This is a genomic window from Clostridium sp. HCS.1, assembly GCF_047900555.1.
Taxonomy (GTDB): Bacteria; Bacillota; Clostridia; order Clostridiales; family Clostridiaceae; genus Clostridium.
Window position 1 is genome coordinate 3,025,469 of sequence record NZ_CP170704.1, and the last position, 18,839, is coordinate 3,044,307.

Below are 18,839 nucleotides of genomic sequence, written 5' to 3' on the forward strand. Positions count from 1 at the left end.
AAAATTTATTTACATATTATTTAATGTATGGTTGATATGGAATACGTACAGAAACACCTGTTTCATCAAACTTATATGAAGTTCCTTCTACAGCACTCTTTCCAGCTGCTAAATTCATTCCTGTTTCATATAAAGCCTTAGCCATTCCTTCAGCATCTTGTAAAACTGATCCTACCATAAATCCTTTAGAAATTAAGTCTTGAGCTGCTGCTGTTGCATCAACACCTACTACTGGAATAGTTTTTGCAGCATCACCATTGTTATAACCTTGAGCTTGTAATGCAGCTATAGCACCTTGTGCCATTCCATCATTATTAGCTATTACAGCTTCAATCTTCTCTCCAAACTTTGAGAACCATGCTTCTGTAGCGTTTTGAGCTAATGCTTGATCCCAGTTACAAACTTGAAGAGCTAATTCTTCTGTTTTAATTCCTTTATCATTTAAAGTAGAAACTGAATATTGAGTTCTTGCAACTGCTTCTGGATTATCAGGTTCACCCTTTAACATAACATATTGTAAAACTCCATCTCCATTTTTATCTATAGCCTTTGAATCTTTATCCCATAACTTTGAAATTATTTCTCCTTGCATAACTCCTGCTTCTTTTGCATTAGTTCCAACAAATATAGCTTTATCATATGCCTTAATTGAATCTGCTGATGGTTCCCTATTAAATAAAACTACTGGCTTTTCAGCAGCTTTAATCTTATCTATTACAGTTGGTGCAGCTCCTGTATCAACTAAATTAACTAATAATAAATCAACATCCTTTTGTAATAATGTATCTATACTATCATTTTGAGTAGCTTGGTCACCTTTTCCATCATAGAAAGTAAATTCAACTTTATCTGAATTTTCACTTTGAAGTTTTTCTAAATTTTGACGAACTGTTGAAATATAAGTATCATCGAATTTGTATAAGCATACCCCAACCTTTACCTTATCTCCTTTTGCTGAATCTCCAGATTCTTTTCCTCCACAGCCTACTAATGAAGCTGTTACCATAACTGTTGCCATGGCCATTGTAAGTAATCTTTTAACTTTTTTCATATTAACCCTCCATCTCTCATAAATCATTGCATTTATTGATTCCGTTTACATCATTTATTATAAATATATTCATTATTAACCTCCATACGAAAAACTTAACAAATATATCGAAATTCTTAACTATTAAAATAAGTTTCTGTTTGAAAGAATTATATATTTATGCTAGAATTTTAACTTGCATAATGATATGAGGTGATATTTTGAATAAAGACTACATAATTAAATTTATTAAAGATTCTTGGAAGGCCTTTCGTCCATTATCCCTAACTCTTGCTATTGGCTCTACTACCTTAGGAATAGTTTCTGCATATAAAATAGGGGCAATAGATTTTTCAAATTATAAAACTTTATTTTTAATTATTCTTGTTACTATTGCTGGGCTCTTAGCTCAATCTGGTGCTAATTTAGTAAATGATTACTTTGAAGGTAGCTTTAGATATTACAGACCTACTGGCAGAAAAATTAATTTTTTAGGTGTATCTAGAAGTTATTTTGATATTTATGTATTTCTTTGGGCAATGTGTTGTTTTGGACTAGCCTCCCTAATTGGTATATATCTAGTTTATATAACTGATTACAAAATGCTTCTAATAGGATTAATTGGAATATTTGGAGCTTATTCTTATACTGGAGAACCTTTTGTATTTAAAAGAAAAGGATTAGGTGTTCCACTTTCCTTTATAACAATGGGACCTTTAATGGTTTTAGGTGCTTCTTATCCTTTTACTCAAGAAATAAGTTTGTATCCTATTTTATTATCACTACCTGCATCATTTTTAATTCCTGCCTTAATGATAAGCAATGAAATGAGAGATTTTCAAAGAGATGCTAATTTAAGCCTTGGAACATTAAGTGTTAGAATTGGAAGTAAATTTAGTAGATATATTTATAGATTTTTAGTTTTTGGATCATATATATTGACATTAATTTATGTACTTACAGGGTTTTATCCTTTAACATCTCTATTAGTTTTTATCACTTTACCTATTGCCTTAAAAGCACATAAAGCTGTTTGTAGCTTTGAAAAGCTAGGAATTCCTTATACTAATAATCTTCATTGGAGTTTTACTTTAATATTAATTTTTACATTATTAATAGGATAATCTTTAATAAGACTATCCTTTTTCCCATATACTATTTATGTATGTTATAATAGTAATATATAGAAAGGGGTGTTTTTTATGAAAAATGGAATAAAGATACTAATAGCTGTAGTTGTAGTTATTGCTATAATAGCCTTCCCTATTATATCTAGTTACAATGGTTTAGTTAGCTTAGAACAACAGGTTGATAAGGCATCTTCTGATATAGATACTCAACTTCAAAGAAGATCTGACTTAATACCTAACTTAGTTAATACAGTTAAGGGATATGCAACTCAAGAAAAAGATATATTTACTGATATTGCAAATGCAAGAAGTAAACTATCAGGTGCTACTAATATTACAGAACAAGCTAATGCTGATAACGAATTATCAAGTGCTTTATCTAGATTACTAGTAGTTGTTGAAAGATATCCTGATTTGAAATCAAATGAAAATTTTAAAGATTTAAGCATACAATTAGAAGGAACTGAAAATAGAATAGCTGTTGCAAGACAAGATTATAATACTGCAGCAACTAGTTATAATACTAAATTGAGAAGATTCCCTACAAATATAGTGGCTTCAATTTTCGGTTTTGAAGCTAAACCACTTTACAAAGCAAGTGATAATGCTAGTGAAGTTCCATCAGTAGATTTTAGTAGATAGTTATGAGAGTATTTTCAAAATTAAAGGTACTTCTTTTATCTTCTCTATTTATATTTATAAGTTTTTCTCTAATTGCTTCTGCTGAAACCAACTATCCTTCTCCTACTAATTATAAGTATGTAAATGATTATGTTGGTATATTAACTCAAGAAGAACAAGAAAAAATAATATCTATTGGAAAAGAGTTAGAAGATAAAACTGGAGCCCAAGCTGTTACTGTTATAATAGATAGTACAGAGGGCAGAGAAATTGCAGATTATGCTTTAAATCTATTTAGAACCTGGGGAATTGGTGAAAAAGGTAAAGATAATGGTTTACTAATGTTAATTTCAATAAATGATAGAAAATGGAGAGTTGAAGTTGGCAGAGGCCTAGAAGGTGCAATTCCTGATGCATTAAGTAATAGAGTAATGGAGTCTTTAGCTACTGAAAAATTCAAAGCCAATGACTATGGAACAGGTATAGTAGATAGCTATAGTGCCTTTAGTGATTTAATTGCGGAAGAATATGATGTTACATTAGATAAATCATTAAATATAACTATTCCACGTAATAATAATGACACTAATGTTTTTGCCTTGGGTTCATTAGGACTCTTTGGAGTTCTTCTATTAATTGACTTAATTTTTAATAGAGGTAGATTTATTAGCTTTCTTATTAAAGTTTTAATCTTATCTGGAGGAAATAGACGAGGCGGAAGAGGCGGTCACGGCGGCTTTGGTGGCTTCGGTGGCGGTTCCTCTGGTGGAGGCGGAGGTTTTGGTGGCTTCGGTGGTGGTTCTTCCGGTGGTGGAGGATCATCTGGAAGCTGGTAGGAGTGTGCTTCGCACAATGAAAAATTAAGGATTAAACTCCTTAGGGAGTTTATAAAATATAATTAAGTAAGAAGCTCCAAAAGGAGTTTCTTACTTAATTTATAATTGTGAATGATGTAGAGTAAAGAAGAAACTCCTCTAGGAGTTTCTAAAACATATATTTTTAGTAATTCGTTTCGAATTACATCAATAATTCTACATTTTACATTCTACATTTTTACCAATATGCTTTTATATATTTAAAGTATCCTTTCTTCCACAGTGGAAGGCCTTCATATACAAAAATACAGGAATTTTTATAAGCATTTAATGCTTTTTTTGTTTTTTCAGGTGAGACATGTTTATTACCAAATGTTTCTTGAAGTGCAGATTTAATTAATTCTTCTGCCTCTTCAATACTAAGTTGTGGTACTATTTCTGCAATTACCTCTGGAAATTCTGGTTCCATGCCTGTATATTCTTTTACATATCCACCAAATTGAAGAACTTCTACTATTTTTGTAACTAACCTATCAGAATAAGACTTCTTATATTTTTTTAGTATTTTCTTTCTTCTTAATAGTACAATATAACAAATAGCAGTTATAGCGCTTAAACTTCCTAAAACTATTGCTAGTACCTTTATAATATTAAAAAGTATCTTGAAATTTTTATTAGAATTATTATCTTCATTTATACTTAAGTTATTTTCTGCATTATCTATTTCTTCTTCATTAATTCTTTCAGGTATAGTATTAGTTCTTTCTTCAGCAACAGTATTTTTTTCTTCATTTATTTCACTGCTAACTTCATTTATAGTTGGTGTTACTTCTACCCTTTCCCATCCATAACCTTCTTTATAAATTTCCACCCATGCATGTGCTTCACGATCTGTAACAGTTGCTTTATATAAGCCTCCTGACTCCTCTACAAACTGAGATGGTTTTGCTATATATCCAGTAACATATCTAGCAGGTATTCCATACATACGATAAATTAAGGTTGCAGTAGTTGCAAAATGAACACAATATCCTTTTCCACTTTCAAACAAAAAATATTCAGGTATTTCTTCATTTAATGGTATTATTCCTGGAGATAATGTATAGGTTGCCTTTGACCATAAAGTACTTTTTATAAACTCTGTAATATTATCAGTTCCATAAATATAATTATCTTGGTATAGTTCAAAAAGTCTTGGGAATCTTTCTCTCGTAAAATTCAAATATTTTTCTTTAGCATACTTATGCTCTTCTTCTTCTACATCTTTATACCACATGAAGGATTGACTATCTATATTTTTAAGTGCATTTAAATATTTTTCCTGACTGTAGGTTGAAAAAGCATATTCTATCTTCCTCATACGCTGAGCTTGAGAAATATAAGGAATGTAAAACCCTTCTTCCTCTGGATTAAGATGCTTTACTTTTAACCATTGAGTAGAATCTATGTATAATCCTTGATTTTCTACAATCTCATTATTTTGAGTTAAATAAAATTGCTTATCGAAATAATTTAGAGCATCTATATTATCATCCTCTAAATTCTCATCAACTGAATAATTTAACCACATGTCCTTCTCCCATTTATTATCCAAATAATTTGCACCTATAAAATTCTTAAGATAAATTATTTCATCTGGTTTTTCAGATACAGTTACTTCTAATTTTTGAACTCCTTTAGCATTATTATTCCCTCTACTAACTCTTCCTTCAATTTCTTTTTTACCCTTCAATTTTGTTGAAATCTCTTTAATTTCTTCTTCTAATTTAATTGGTATTGAAAAAAGAGTCATCATATGATTACTAGTTATTCTATACGTTACTATTAAAGAAAATATGAAAAATATAGCTGTAAATAAAGCTCCAATTCCTGCTGTATTTATAAGTTCTGTAGTAGATTTATTCTTCTTTTTCTTAATAGATAACATATTACCTGTAACAGAAGTCCCTATATGGAAGAGCACAAATAAACATACTTGAATAATATCAGGTGGATTTCCAATAATGGGTCCAATTATTATAACTGCAATTGAAACTAGATAAATCAGCCATCCTTTTCCTTTTTTAAAGGTAAGCCAATATATAATAAAAGCAACTATTACAGAAAAAATTAATATAGTTTCCGTAATATCAAAATTCTTAAGATACTTTATATTATAAAGAGTTAAAGTCCATATATTTTTCCACTGCTCTTTCAAAAAGTTTATATTAAATAGTAATAATAATACAAAAATCATTACTCCAATTTTCATCTTCTTACTATTATATAAAATCCAAATAATGCTACAAATAATTATAGAAATAAAGTATACAAGTGTTTTTTTGAAGGTTAAAAATGGGCTAAAAGATATAGTATACAGTATTCCAGTAACACCAGAAACATAGCTAATAAATAACATTAATTCTGATAATATATTTCTACTTTCTTTTTTAACAGTAAAAATACTTGTTTCAAAGTCTACCCCTACCTTGTCTTTAGTTGCCTTTTTCTTTATAAACCTAAACAGTTAAACACCTTCTTTCTATTTCATCTAGATAATTTTCTTCTGAAAACTCCATAAGTAAATCTTTATTTAAAAATAATTTAAATTCTAAATTCAAAGTTATTGTAGTTTCAAAAGGATCTTCATATAAATATATTTCATTTAATAGTTTATCATCAGACTTTTCGTTAAATAATTCTGCTTTTAGCATTAAGTTTTCTATCATATTTATATAATCTTCTTCTGTTCTAACTAATTCCTCTACCATACTCATATTTTTTATATCATACCATCTTACTATGTATGATACTTTATTTTCTATTAGTCCAAGAGAAATAGATGAGCATAATTCATAAAAAACATCTTTTCTTTCTATACTTATATCTTTTTCTGTCCTTAAATCTATAAAAAATGTAATTCTGTTTTGTATATCTGAGGAATATTTTTTGCTTAATATTTCATCATTTCTAGCACTTAATTTCCAATGTATATCCCTCATAGAGTCTCCATACTTATATTTATCAATCCATAATATTTCTGGTGGTTGATTCATTAATGATTCTGAATTCCTTCCCTCTTCTAATGGAAAGTATATATAATCATTACTTTGAACATCACTCTTAAGTGGATATCCAGAAGGTAATATTAAAACTTCCTTATGAATTTGTATTTTTTTCTTCCTTTTAAATAATAAAAAGTAATCATACACTTTAATTTCTTTTATTTTCAAATCTAAAATCCCACAATATTTAGATTTTATCTGAAATTCCATTTTTGTTGTACTATTTGCAGGAACATATCCTTTTATAACTTTTACTGCAGACTTTAATACTTTATTATTGAAGTATTCTACCTTTATAGTAAAGCGTGTAATTGGAAGCAAGCTTTTATTAATTACTACTATACTCCCTTTAATAATCTTTCCCTTTTTTACTTTTCTACTACTTACTTCTATTTCAGCATCTATATTTTTTTGAAAATACTTAGTTGTTAAAAAGAGAATTATAAATAAAATTAATACTGAGAAAACTAATAAAATTAATGTTTTCAATTTATGTCTTCCTGCTAAGTAAAAAGTAACTATAAGAAAGATAAAATATATTATTTTTCTCACTTAATCACTTCCTTTTAAATGATGGCATTTCTATATTCTTTAAAATTCCTTGTAAAATTTCCTCTTTATCAATTCCATCAATTCTTGCCTTTGCACTAGTTTGAACTCTATGTCTTGCTATTGCTGGAAATAAATCATATACCTCAGATGGAGATACAAAATCATTTCCCTTTAACCAAGCTGCTGCTTTAGAAATCTTTACAAGTGAAATAGTTCCTCTTGGGCTTACTCCAATATTTAGATACTCACTATTTCTAGTGGCAGTAATTAATCTTACAATATACTCATAAATAATATCATTTACAAAAACCTCTTCTACTTCTTTTTGCATCTTTACTAATATTTCTGAATTAGCAATAGGAGTTAATTTTTCTGTTCTCTTTCCTCCATCTAATTCCTTAGCCATTAACATCTCACTTTCAAAATCAGGATATCCCATAGTCATACAAACTAAAAATCTATCCATTTGTGCAGGTGGCAAAGGCTGAGTTCCTACAGTTCCTAAGGGATTTTGTGTTGCAATAACTAAAAATGGAAGAGGAACATCTCTAGTAACTCCATCCACTGTAACTTGCATTTCTTCCATAACCTCTAAAAGCGCAGATTGTGTCTTTGGAGATGTTCTATTAATTTCATCAGCTAAAAGAAGATTACAAAACACAGCTCCTGGTTGATAAACAAACTTCTCTGTTTCTCTTCTATATATAGAAAATCCAGTTAAATCTGATGGAAGTACATCTGGTGTAAACTGTACTCTATTCCACTGTAGGCCCATTAATTTTGAAACTGCTAATGCTAAGGTTGTTTTCCCAACACCTGGTATATCTTCTAATAATATATGACCATTAGCTAATACAGCAGATACTAATTCAAAAATAAATGATTCCTTTCCTAAAATAACTTTATTTAATTGCGAGATCATTTCTTTTGCAATTTTTCTATTATTATCCATAGTCCTCCTTATTTTTATAAATTATTATCCTATTAGTTAATCTTATAGTTGCTAATAGAATTATTTAAATACCCTTTTTATATAGATTTTTATTTTTCCCGTTTATTATACTATGGTATGGAGTTAACATTATGTCAATATATAATTTACATTTTTTATATTTTTTCCCAAAAAGCCTATGTTTTTTAATGAATTTATATAAAAAATCCCAATACTAATTTTCTGTTACTAGAAAACCACAGCATTGGGATTTTTAGATTATGTTAATTATAATCTTTCTATTTAATTATTTCATATAATCTTCTGTTTCTGTCTTAAGTCCTTTTTTTTCTAATCTACCTTCTATAAATATTTTAACTATAGAATAGAATACTGCAAATAAAGGAACTCCAATAACCATTCCTACTATTCCTAATAGCTTACCTGCAACTAAAATTGAAAATAAAATCCAAAAGGCTGATATTCCAATAGTATCTCCTAATATCTTAGGACCTATTAAGTTTCCATCTAATTGTTGAATAAATAATATTATTAATAAGAACCATAAAGCTTGAATAGGTGAAACAAATAGAATAATTATAAAGGACGGTATCGCACCTATAAATGGCCCAAAGAATGGGATAATATTAGTTATCCCAACTATCACAGATACTAATACAGTATATGGCATCTTAAATATAGTTAATATAATAAAAGTTAATACTCCAATAATTAATGAATCTATTATTTTACCTATTAAAAATCTTCCAAAAGTATAGTTACTCTTATGTGCTAAGCTTATTAAGCTATTAGCATATCTTTCATTAAAAAGAGCAAAAGTTATTTTTTTAGTTAAAGCACATAGTTTTTCTTTATCAATTAACAAATATACAGATACTATAATACCTAATATTACGTTCCATATACTTGAAGCAATTTTTGCTACAATTCCTCCTAAAGCAGGAATTAAATTAGTAATAAATTTAATAATAGAATTTACTGAGTTATTAAAATGATCAATAAGAATATTTGAATATTGCTCTTCTATATGTAGATCCTTAATAATATCACTAAAAAACTCTGTAGTATTTGTTATATACATAGGTATATCGTTAACTAAACCAATAATACTATCAATAACCTGTGGTAATAAAAATCTTACTACCATTCCAACTATAAAAAAAGCAGTTATATATGAAAGTAAAATAGATAGTCCTTTTGTAGATTTTAATTTTATTTTCTTAATATATTTTGATTTAAAAATCTTATCATTATAAAATTCATAAAGAAAATTAATTATATATGCTATACAAAAACCAATAATAAATGGCTGTAATATAACAATTATTGAATTTAATTTATCAGTAAATATAGATACTTGTGATATTGCTAAATAAAATAAAATAACTGAAACTGCCACTAGGAAAGAATATATAGCTATAGTTGTATATTTGCTATTCCAATTTAATTTCATCTCTAACCTCACTTTTATATTTATTTTCTATATTATTATAATTCATTTTACATATAATTTTTATACTTTTTCTAAAATTCATTGTTTATTCATTATTTAATATAATATTTATAACTACATTAGATAAAAAATTGAGCTGTATAAAACAGCTCAAAATTTAAAATGTAGAATTAGTTCTTAATTCTTTCATTTTTCATTAATTCATTGTTTACTATATAAACAATAATAAACTTACTGCCATTACTATCATACCTAGTATTAATCCATATATGGATAAATGATGTTCTCCATATTCCTTAGCTGCTGGTAGCAATTCATCTAGTGATATAAATACCATTATACCTGCAACCATTGCAAATATTATTCCAAAAGATAAATCATTAAAGAAATTTCTTAATAACACATATCCAAATATGGCTCCAACTGGCTCTGCCATCCCTGATAAAAATGAATATATAAAAGCTTTCTTTTTATCTCCTGTGGCAAAATATATAGGAACTGATACAGATATTCCTTCTGGTATATTATGTATAGCTATTGCTATTGCTATTGGAATAGCAATTTTCATATCATTTAAAGCTGATACAAAGGTTGCTAACCCTTCCGGAAAATTATGTATAGCTATTGCTATTGCTGTAAAAACTCCTGTCCTTAATAATCCAAGTCTACTTTTTTCTTCCTCTGCTTCTTCTGATGGAATTAATCTTACTTCATGAGGGTTTTCCCCACTTGGAACAAATTTATCAATTATGGCTATTAATAACATCCCTAAAAAGAAAGATATAACAGTTATCCAATTACCTAGTTTTTCTCCCCTAGCTAATACTAGAGAATCCTTTGCCTTAACAAATATTTCTACCATGGAAACATATATCATAACGCCTGCTGAAAATCCTAGACTAACTGATAGGAATTTTTTATTTGTGCTTTTAGCTAAAAAAGCTATTAAACTTCCAATACCTGTAGCAAGTCCAGCAAATAAAGTTATCAAAAAAGCTAATACTACATTATTCATGCATTCCCCCCTTAACCTTTGTATATTTAATATACTTTAATTTTACACTTATTTTCCTTATATTTCAAACATTAATATTTAAAGAAAGAGTTGACTAAATATAATAATCAACTCTTTTTTAGCTTGTATAAATTTTAAAATCAATTTATATAAAGTAACTATTTTATATTATTGACAACTTCTCCAACATGAATTAGAATTTCCATTTTCATTTGATGCAGTGCTTACATTGTTTGCATTACAAGATAAATTATTAATAGCTCTAGTTACATCTCTCAAAGCCTTATTATAGCCTGTCCTAAATCCATTATTAAATCCTTCTCTTGTACCCTTTTCAAATCCAGCATTAAAGCCTTCTCTAAAACCTTTTTGATACCCACATTTAAAGCCTTTTTGATATCCACATCTAAAACCTTTTTGATAAGCTGCTCTAGCTAATTCCTCTGATCTACTTAAGCCCCTTTCTAAACCAGCATTAAAACCTTCTCTTAATCCAGCTTCTCTCCCTTGTTGTTTTCCTCTAGAAAATCCCCTTATAAATCCTTGTTCTAATCCTTCTCTTAATCCCTTTTCATAACATTCCCTAGCATTAAGAACTCCACATGAATCATTATTATTTCCACATGAATCATTATTATTTCTGAATGAACCACTACTATTTCTAGAAGAACATCCATTATTACTTCCTAAACCCAAGTTTGTAGCATCTATGTCATTTAAATTACTACTACATCCATTATTAAATCTAGAATTTAATTCTTGAAAACTTAGTGATTCTAAGTCAGAAAAATTAAAGTCATCTAATCCATTCTCTGAATCAACATAATTTGTATTGGATGTTAATTCAGATTCATCATTTCCAAGTCGGCTTAAAATTTCTTCAAAATTTTCAGCATTATTTCCATAATTAGTGCCCATCTTTTTTATCTCCTTGTATATTCTTATAATAGACAATATATGCTACTATTCTTGCTTTTGTTAATATTTAAGATACTATAATTTAATCATTAAGTAGTGAATAAACTTCTCTAACTAAGTTTTTAACTCTCTCTGGAAGCCTAGATAATGCCTTTTCTCTTTTTCTTTCATCGTCTATTTGAGCTATTCTCATTACTTCTTGTTGAACTCCAGGGATACTATTAAATTCAGATACTATTCTATTAAATCTTTCTGAAAATCTAGGATCCTGCATTTTTGCTTGTAACTTCATTATTAAGTTATAATTATTCATCAAAACTTTGCTCCTAATATTATTTTAATTTATACTATTCATCTATAAATTTATTTGTGACCACAAAAAAAAGTCCGGACACAAATGTTATATTCCTTGCTCCGTCGCGAGCTCCAAGTCGCCGTCATATAACATTTGTATCCTCCTATTATCTTAAAGGAAATAATTCCTCATTTCATTCGGAATTATTGAAATGTAGTTTACAATATAGACTTTTAATATTACTATTTGTTATCTTTGATCTACAGGCTCCAAGTCGTCGGAATATATTATCTATCTCCTTCTACACTATTTTATTCTCTATATTAAATTGATTTCTATTGAATTAATAAATAAAAAATGCACCTATAAATGATAGATATATTTTGTCTAACATTTTTGGTGCAGTTATTAATTAATTTTAATTTAAAATTTTAAGGATGAAACTTGCTTAAACATATTAATTTCAGTTTCTGAATCTACTTCACTTAAAGTTTCATTCCAATCTTTATCAAAGTTTATTTTATAAATTTCTATATGTGATTTATCCTTTACAGGTGCCATTGCAACGTATTCTTTTCCACAAATAAGCTTTTGTTCTAATATTGCATATTCAATCCTTTTTCCATTTTCATCATTAAATGCCATTATTTTTTCACTCATATGTATACCCTCCTTTATTCTTCTATTTTTATTTTGCTTTCATTAAATAAATTTATACATATTTGTGAGATTTTAATTTAATTGTATTAAGTATTCTTGCATTTCTTTTATATTTTTACTATATTCATCTGATATATTTATTAATTCTTTTTTAAAAGCTTCATTTAAATCAGCTTCTTTTATAAGAAAATCTAAAATAGCTTTAAATCCCATTTCTGTTCCTTTAATTCCTGTTTGTAATATTTCCTTATCTGTATCAATATTCATTTCCTTAATACTATTAAATACATCTACAAATTTTCCCCAAGTACCTTCATCTTTGGTAGGCTTTCCGCCTAAATTTTTTATTTCTTCTGTAATGGCAAATTTATTTTTCTCTGCTATCTTTAAGGTGTTATCTAGTAATTCGATTACTTTATAATCCTTTGCTTTTTCTAGAAGTTTTATAATTTGATTTTCTCCCATTATTACTCCTTCTAATTCTTTATTTAATTCTTTTAAAACTTTATCTTTCATAATAAAAACACTCCTCTATGTTATTTTTAGAAACATAGAGGAGTTTATACATTTTTTATTTATTTTTTATTTATTTTTTTATTTATAAATCATCTTCATCACAAACTGCTTCTTCTTGAATATTATGATTCATTATTATTTGAATTCTATCAATTCTCTTATCATCTAGCTTTAATAATTTTAACTTTAAATTACCAAGGCTAATTTCACAATCCTTTGTAGAAGTTGGTATTTCTCCAAGCTTTTCAATAAATAAACCAGCTATAGTATCTGCTACTTCAGACTCTAATTCAATATCTAAATAATTATTTATATCATCAATAGACATTAATCCACTTACTATATAATTATAATCATCTATTTTTTCTATATCTAGGTTATCATCATATTCGTCTAAGATTTCTCCCATAACTTCTTCTATGATATCTTCCATTGTAACTATCCCTGAAAAACCACCATATTCATCAATTAATATTGCAATGTAAGATTTTTTTTCTTTTAACTCTTTAAATAAATCATCAATATTCTTAGTCTCAATAAAGAAACATGGTTCTATTAATAAATCCCTTATTTTAACATTATCTATTCCCTTTTCAACTATACTTGCAAATAAATCCTTCATATGCAATATTCCTATAACATTGTCTATTTCATTTTCATAAACAGGTATTCTTGAAAAGTTCTCATCTAAAATGTCTTTAATGCAATCTCTTATATTTTCATTAACATCTAATAAAAATGTTTCAGTTCTAGGTGTCATTATTTTTTTAGCTGTTGTGTCATCGAATTCAATAATTCCATCTATCATTTCTCTTTCTGATGGATTTATAGCTCCATTTTCTTCACCTATTTCTATTAAACTTCTAATTTCTTCTCTTGAAATTTGTTCTTCTATACCTTCAGTGTTAATTCTAATTATTTTCAAAATTATATTTGTTGAAAATGATAAAAACCATACAAAAGGCTTGGTTAATTTTGAAATAAAGTTTATTGGCTTTATATATGACATAGCTAGTTTTTCTGAATTTTGAAGTGCTATTCTTTTTGGCACTAACTCTCCTAAAACTAAAGTAATATAAGATATAGCAAGTGTTGTCAAAACTAATGCAATACTTTCTGAATAAGGAACATTTATATTCTTTAAGATATTTGCAAAACTATAGGATATTGATGTTGCTGCTGATGCAGATGCGAAGAATCCTGCAAATGTTATTCCAACTTGTATTGTTGATAAGAACTTATTTGGATCCTTTAATACATTTTTTAATAATTTTGCTTTTTTATTTCCTTCCTCAGCTAAAATATTTATCTTAGTTTTGTTTAATGACACTATGGCCATTTCAGCAGATGCAAAAAATGCATTAACAACTACTAAAATTAAAATTAAAATAAAACTACTCCCGGGACTTCCTTCCATTTACTCATTTCTCCTTATTTTTAATGTAATATTTTCATTTTATCACAGTTCATATTATTGTTTCAAATTTGTATTTTTTATATAGTTCCTGAATTTTCTCAATATTAGTAATTATTCTCATATATATATTTATAATTACCTCTACCTCATTATAACGAGGTCTTACATAAACTAGTAAAAGCAAAAAAATCATTTTAAATTTATAAAATGATTTTTCTGTAATAAATTATTATTTATTATCTTTTTCCATTGCTTCTTTTAATGTGTGCCATGCTAAAACTGCACATTTTACTCTTGCTGGCATATTTGATATATTTTTAAGGACAATTGCATCTTCTAATTCTTCTAATTGCTCCTCATCATCTATCTCTCTTTTTATCATTCCAATAAAAGTTTCTACTAATTTTAAAGCTTCTTCTTTGCTTTTACCTTTAATTAAATCTATCATCATTGAAGTGGATGCTTGTGAAATAGCACAGCCTTGACCTGAAAATGCTAAATCTTCTATAATATCACCATTTAGTTTTACTTCTAGAGTAATTTCATCTCCACAACTTGGATTGTGTCCTCTTTCTGATAAATCTACTTTTTCTAATTTTCTTCTATTGTGTTTTGATGTACTATGCTCCATTATAAGAGTTGTATAAATTTCATTTAAGTCCATTAAACTTTACCTCCACTTTGAAAACATATCATATGTTTTTTTAATTGCTTCAACTAACCTATCAATATCTTCCTTAGTATTATAGAAGTAAATACTTGCTCTTGATGTTGCATTTATACCCATATATCTCATAAGAGGTTGTGCACAGTGATTTCCAGCTCTTATACAAACTCCAACTGTATCAAAAATTGAAGCTACATCATGTGGATGAACACCCTTTATTTCAAAGGATAGAACTCCTCCTCTTTTTTCAATATCTTTAGGTCCATATATCTTAACATAATCTAATTTACTTATTTCTTCTAAAGCATAAGACATTAACTCTTTCTCTATCTTTTCAACATTATCCATGCCTACTTCGTTTAAATAATCTATTGCCTTTGATAAACCTACAGCAGCTTCTACATTTTGAGTTCCTGCTTCAAACTTATATGGCAAAACATTGAAGGTAGTTTCTTGCTCATATACATATTCTACCATATCTCCGCCAAATAATACAGGTGGCATCTTTTCTAATAAATCTTTTTTACCATATAAAGCTCCAATTCCCATTGGTGCTAAAAGTTTATGTCCTGCTATAATTAGAAAATCTGCATTTATATCCCTTACATCAACTTTCATATGAGGAACGCTTTGTGCTCCATCTACTACTACTATAGCTCCTTTAGAATGTGCATATTCTGCTATTTCTTTAACAGGATTTATAGTTCCTAAAGCATTAGATACATGTGTTATACTAACTATTTTAGTCTTATCAGTAATTTTTGAATGAACTTCTTCTTCTGTTAATTCACCATTTTCGTCAGTATACATATATTTTAAAACTGCACCCTTTGCCTTAGCTACATTTTGCCATGGAATTAAATTAGAATGATGCTCTGCAATAGAAATTACAATTTCATCACCTTCATTTATAAAATTCATTCCATAAGACATAGCTAATAAATTAAAAGCTTCTGTTGCATTTTTAGTGAAAATTATTTCTTCAGGATATTGTGCATTTATAAATTTTCTTAATTTTTCTCTTGCTTCATCGTATGCCTCAGTAGCAAGGACGCTTAATTCATAAGCGCCTCTATGAGGGTTTGCATTTGTATTTTCATAATAATTTTTAATTGCATCTATAACAACTTTAGGCTTTTGTGTTGTTGCAGCACTATCTAAGTATGCTATTCTTTTCCCGTTCTTTTCTTTGCTTAAAGTAGGAAAATCTTTTAAAAACTCTCTATTATTCATTGTCTAAACATCCCTTTACAGCAGCTAAAATTTCATTTCTTGTTGCTTCATCTACTATCTTATCTATTATAGGATTGAATGCCCCTTCAATTATTATTCTTCTTGCATCACTATAACTTAATCCTCTACTCATTAAATAAAACAATTTATTTTCATCTATTTTTCCTGAAGCAGCTGCGTGTTCCCCTGATACATCATCTTCCTCACATAATAATAATGGAAGTGCCTTTGCTTTTGCTTTTGGTGATAATAGCATACAGTACTCTTCTTCTGCTCCTGCACTCTTAGATGCTCCTCTTTTGAAATCTATAGTTCCTCTAAAGATTTTACTTGCTTCTCCCTTTAATGCACCTTTTGTTGTAATTTGAGATTTGCTTCTTATTCCTTTATGAGTAACTACATAATTCATATCAATTATTTTTTTATCTCCACCAAGATAAATTGAACTTAAATTACTTTCTGAACTATCTTCAATTAAATCTCCATGATAATTTGTAATGCTAACCTTTCCTCCTAAATCTATTGAAACAAAATCAACATTTCCATAACTATTAATATCTGAAAGATTTGAATCTATATTTACAGTGTTATTGTTTAATAAGTTTACTTTAACAACTTGTATATTACTGCTATTTTTACTGAAAATTTTACATACTCCATTACGATATCCGCTAACATCATCCATTGAATTATATTTAATAATAATCTTTGCCTCTGAATCTTCTTCTGCCACTATTAAAATATTATCAACTAAAGTACTATTTTCCCTATCCATATTGAATTCTAAAATTATTGGTTCTTCAATCTTTGCTCTTTTATCTATACTAATAAGAAAGCCTTTATTAAAATCAAATTCTCCTTGATTAACTAATTCTTCTGAAGCTCCATAAATAAATTTTTTATTTAATGGAAATACTTTTCCTTTTTTTAATTCTTCTATTGTAACGCCTTCAAAACCATTACCAGTTACTTTATAATTATTAAACTCTCCAATTTCAGGAGCATCATAATTCTTTAATGTTATATCATTAACCTTTAACCAGCTTTTAGTTCTTACAGGAGTCTTATTAATGTTATTAAAACTTATACTATTATTCATTATCCTATGCTCCCTTCTAATTCAAGCTTAATTAAGTTATTCATTTCTACTGCGTATTCTAATGGTAATTCCTTTGATATAGGTTCTACGAATCCTCTTACTATCATTGCTTTAGCTTCTTCTTCGGAAATACCTCTACTCATTAAGTAGAATATAGCATCATCACTAATCTTACCGATTTTTGCTTCATGCCCTATTTCAACATCATCATTCATCAAATCTATAACTGGAATAGTGTCTGACTTAGAAATATTATCTAACATCAATGATTCACAAGATACAACTGATTTAGAATTATGAGCATTTGCATTTACCTTAACTACACCTCTGTAAGTTGCATTTCCTCCACTTTTTGAAATGGATTTTGAATTAATTGTTGATGAAGTATTTGGTGCTGCATGAATTATTTTTGCTCCAGTATCTAAATTTTGTCCCTTACCAGCAAATGATACTCCAGTAAATTCTGCTCTTGCTCCTTCTCCTTTTAATATACTCATTGGATATAGCATAGAAATTCTTGAACCAAATGAACCTGATACCCATTCAATTCTACCATTCTTTTCAACTATTGCTCTCTTAGTATTTAGGTTAAGCATATTCTTAGACCAGTTTTCTATAGTACTGTATCTTAAAGTTGCTCCTTCTTTTACAAATAATTCAACACATCCAGCATGTAAATTAGTAACATTATACTTAGGTGCTGAACATCCTTCTATAAAGTGTAAGCTTGCTCCTTCTTCTACTATTATTAGCGTATGTTCAAATTGTCCTGCTCCTGGGGAATTTAATCTAAAATATGATTGTAGTGGTATATCTACATGTACTCCCTTAGGTACATAAACAAATGATCCACCTGACCAAACTGCTCCATGTAGAGCTGCAAATTTATGATCACTTGGAGCTACACATTTCATAAAGTACTTTTTAACTATATCTTCATATTCTCTTACAGCAGTTTCCATATCAGTATAAACTACACCTTGTTTTACTAAGTCTTCTTTTATACTATGGTAAACAACTTCAGAGTCATATTGTGCTCCTACTCCAGCTAGTGATTTCTTTTCAGCTTCTGGAATACCTAAAAGGTCAAAGGTTTTTTTAATTTCTTCAGGAACTTCTTCCCAAGTACCATTTAGCTTAGATTTTGGTCTAACATATGTTACTATATTATCCATATCTAACTCATCTAAGGATGGTCCCCAAGTTGGTAATTTAATTTCATTATATATATCAAGAGATTTTAATCTAAAATCTTTCATCCATTCTGGTTCATTTTTTTCCTTAGAAATAGTTTCTACTATTTCTTTTGTTAAGCCTTTATCTGCTTTGAATTCAAATTTATCTTCATTTTTTACGTCGTAAATTCCTCTTTCTACATCTTCAACGTAAGTCTTCTTTTTAATTTCCAAAGTAAGTCACCTC

General features: G+C 28.1%; 18 protein-coding genes. 3 read left to right on the top strand and 15 right to left on the bottom strand.

Annotation, left to right across the window (positions count from 1 at the left end; genetic code table 11):
- Positions 1-16: 16 nt before the first annotated feature.
- On the bottom strand, positions 17-1,051 hold the full coding sequence (locus tag ACFYH6_RS14440; RefSeq protein ID WP_316342165.1) for a galactose ABC transporter substrate-binding protein: 1,035 nt from the start codon (positions 1,049-1,051) through the stop codon (positions 17-19).
- Between the two features lie 200 nt (positions 1,052-1,251).
- Between ACFYH6_RS14440 and ACFYH6_RS14445 the strand changes: the two genes are divergently transcribed.
- From ACFYH6_RS14445 to ACFYH6_RS14455, 3 genes are all read left to right on the top strand, one after another.
- Positions 1,252-2,154 (top strand): prenyltransferase, encoded by a 903-nt coding sequence (locus tag ACFYH6_RS14445; RefSeq protein WP_316342164.1) that lies wholly within the window; start codon positions 1,252-1,254, stop codon positions 2,152-2,154.
- A 78-nt stretch (positions 2,155-2,232) separates the two neighbouring features.
- Positions 2,233-2,802 (top strand): LemA family protein, encoded by a 570-nt coding sequence (locus ACFYH6_RS14450; RefSeq protein WP_316342163.1) that lies wholly within the window; start codon positions 2,233-2,235, stop codon positions 2,800-2,802.
- Positions 2,803-2,804: 2 nt separating this feature from the next.
- On the top strand, positions 2,805-3,617 hold the full coding sequence (locus ACFYH6_RS14455) for a TPM domain-containing protein (protein WP_416178255.1): 813 nt from the start codon (positions 2,805-2,807) through the stop codon (positions 3,615-3,617).
- 217 nt (positions 3,618-3,834) lie between these two features.
- On the opposite strand, the gene ACFYH6_RS14460 is transcribed toward ACFYH6_RS14455, so the two are convergent.
- The 14 genes from ACFYH6_RS14460 to sufB form a co-directional block, all read right to left on the bottom strand.
- A complete protein-coding gene (locus tag ACFYH6_RS14460) occupies positions 3,835-5,832 on the bottom strand; it encodes a transglutaminase-like domain-containing protein (protein WP_416178254.1) in 1,998 nt (665 codons plus the stop codon).
- A gap of 262 nt (positions 5,833-6,094) precedes the next feature.
- Complete coding sequence (locus tag ACFYH6_RS14465) at positions 6,095-7,192, bottom strand: DUF58 domain-containing protein (protein ID WP_416246465.1); 1,098 nt, start codon at positions 7,190-7,192, stop codon at positions 6,095-6,097.
- A 4-nt stretch (positions 7,193-7,196) separates the two neighbouring features.
- Positions 7,197-8,144: an AAA family ATPase gene (locus tag ACFYH6_RS14470; RefSeq protein ID WP_416178252.1), complete on the bottom strand. Its 948-nt coding sequence runs from the start codon at positions 8,142-8,144 to the stop codon at positions 7,197-7,199.
- A 286-nt stretch (positions 8,145-8,430) separates the two neighbouring features.
- Positions 8,431-9,597, bottom strand: coding sequence for an AI-2E family transporter (locus ACFYH6_RS14475; RefSeq protein WP_316342158.1), 1,167 nt, complete (start codon positions 9,595-9,597; stop codon positions 8,431-8,433).
- Between the two features lie 211 nt (positions 9,598-9,808).
- On the bottom strand, positions 9,809-10,612 hold the full coding sequence (gene zupT / locus ACFYH6_RS14480; protein WP_416178251.1) for a zinc transporter ZupT: 804 nt from the start codon (positions 10,610-10,612) through the stop codon (positions 9,809-9,811).
- A 168-nt stretch (positions 10,613-10,780) separates the two neighbouring features.
- A complete protein-coding gene (locus ACFYH6_RS14485) occupies positions 10,781-11,530 on the bottom strand; it encodes a hypothetical protein (RefSeq protein ID WP_416178250.1) in 750 nt (249 codons plus the stop codon).
- Positions 11,531-11,612: 82 nt separating this feature from the next.
- Positions 11,613-11,843, bottom strand: a complete 231-nt coding sequence (locus ACFYH6_RS14490; protein ID WP_316342155.1) for a hypothetical protein — start codon at positions 11,841-11,843, stop codon at positions 11,613-11,615.
- A 405-nt stretch (positions 11,844-12,248) separates the two neighbouring features.
- Positions 12,249-12,485 carry a DUF1292 domain-containing protein gene (locus ACFYH6_RS14495; protein ID WP_316342154.1) on the bottom strand — a complete coding sequence of 79 codons (237 nt, stop codon included), beginning with the start codon at positions 12,483-12,485 and terminating at the stop codon, positions 12,249-12,251.
- A gap of 72 nt (positions 12,486-12,557) precedes the next feature.
- On the bottom strand, positions 12,558-13,001 hold the full coding sequence (locus ACFYH6_RS14500; RefSeq protein WP_416178249.1) for a DUF2383 domain-containing protein: 444 nt from the start codon (positions 12,999-13,001) through the stop codon (positions 12,558-12,560).
- 82 nt (positions 13,002-13,083) lie between these two features.
- Complete coding sequence (locus tag ACFYH6_RS14505) at positions 13,084-14,418, bottom strand: hemolysin family protein (protein WP_416178248.1); 1,335 nt, start codon at positions 14,416-14,418, stop codon at positions 13,084-13,086.
- A gap of 229 nt (positions 14,419-14,647) precedes the next feature.
- Entirely contained in the window at positions 14,648-15,082 is a 435-nt protein-coding gene (gene sufU / locus ACFYH6_RS14510; RefSeq protein ID WP_416178247.1) for a Fe-S cluster assembly sulfur transfer protein SufU, read from the bottom strand.
- A 6-nt stretch (positions 15,083-15,088) separates the two neighbouring features.
- Positions 15,089-16,318, bottom strand: a complete 1,230-nt coding sequence (locus ACFYH6_RS14515) for a cysteine desulfurase (protein ID WP_416178246.1) — start codon at positions 16,316-16,318, stop codon at positions 15,089-15,091.
- A complete protein-coding gene (gene sufD, locus ACFYH6_RS14520) occupies positions 16,311-17,417 on the bottom strand; it encodes a Fe-S cluster assembly protein SufD (protein ID WP_416178245.1) in 1,107 nt (368 codons plus the stop codon). The genes ACFYH6_RS14515 and sufD overlap by 8 nt, the downstream gene beginning before the upstream one ends.
- Positions 17,417-18,826: a Fe-S cluster assembly protein SufB gene (gene sufB, locus ACFYH6_RS14525; RefSeq protein WP_316342148.1), complete on the bottom strand. Its 1,410-nt coding sequence runs from the start codon at positions 18,824-18,826 to the stop codon at positions 17,417-17,419. The genes sufD and sufB overlap by 1 nt, the downstream gene beginning before the upstream one ends.
- Positions 18,827-18,839 lie beyond the last annotated feature (13 nt).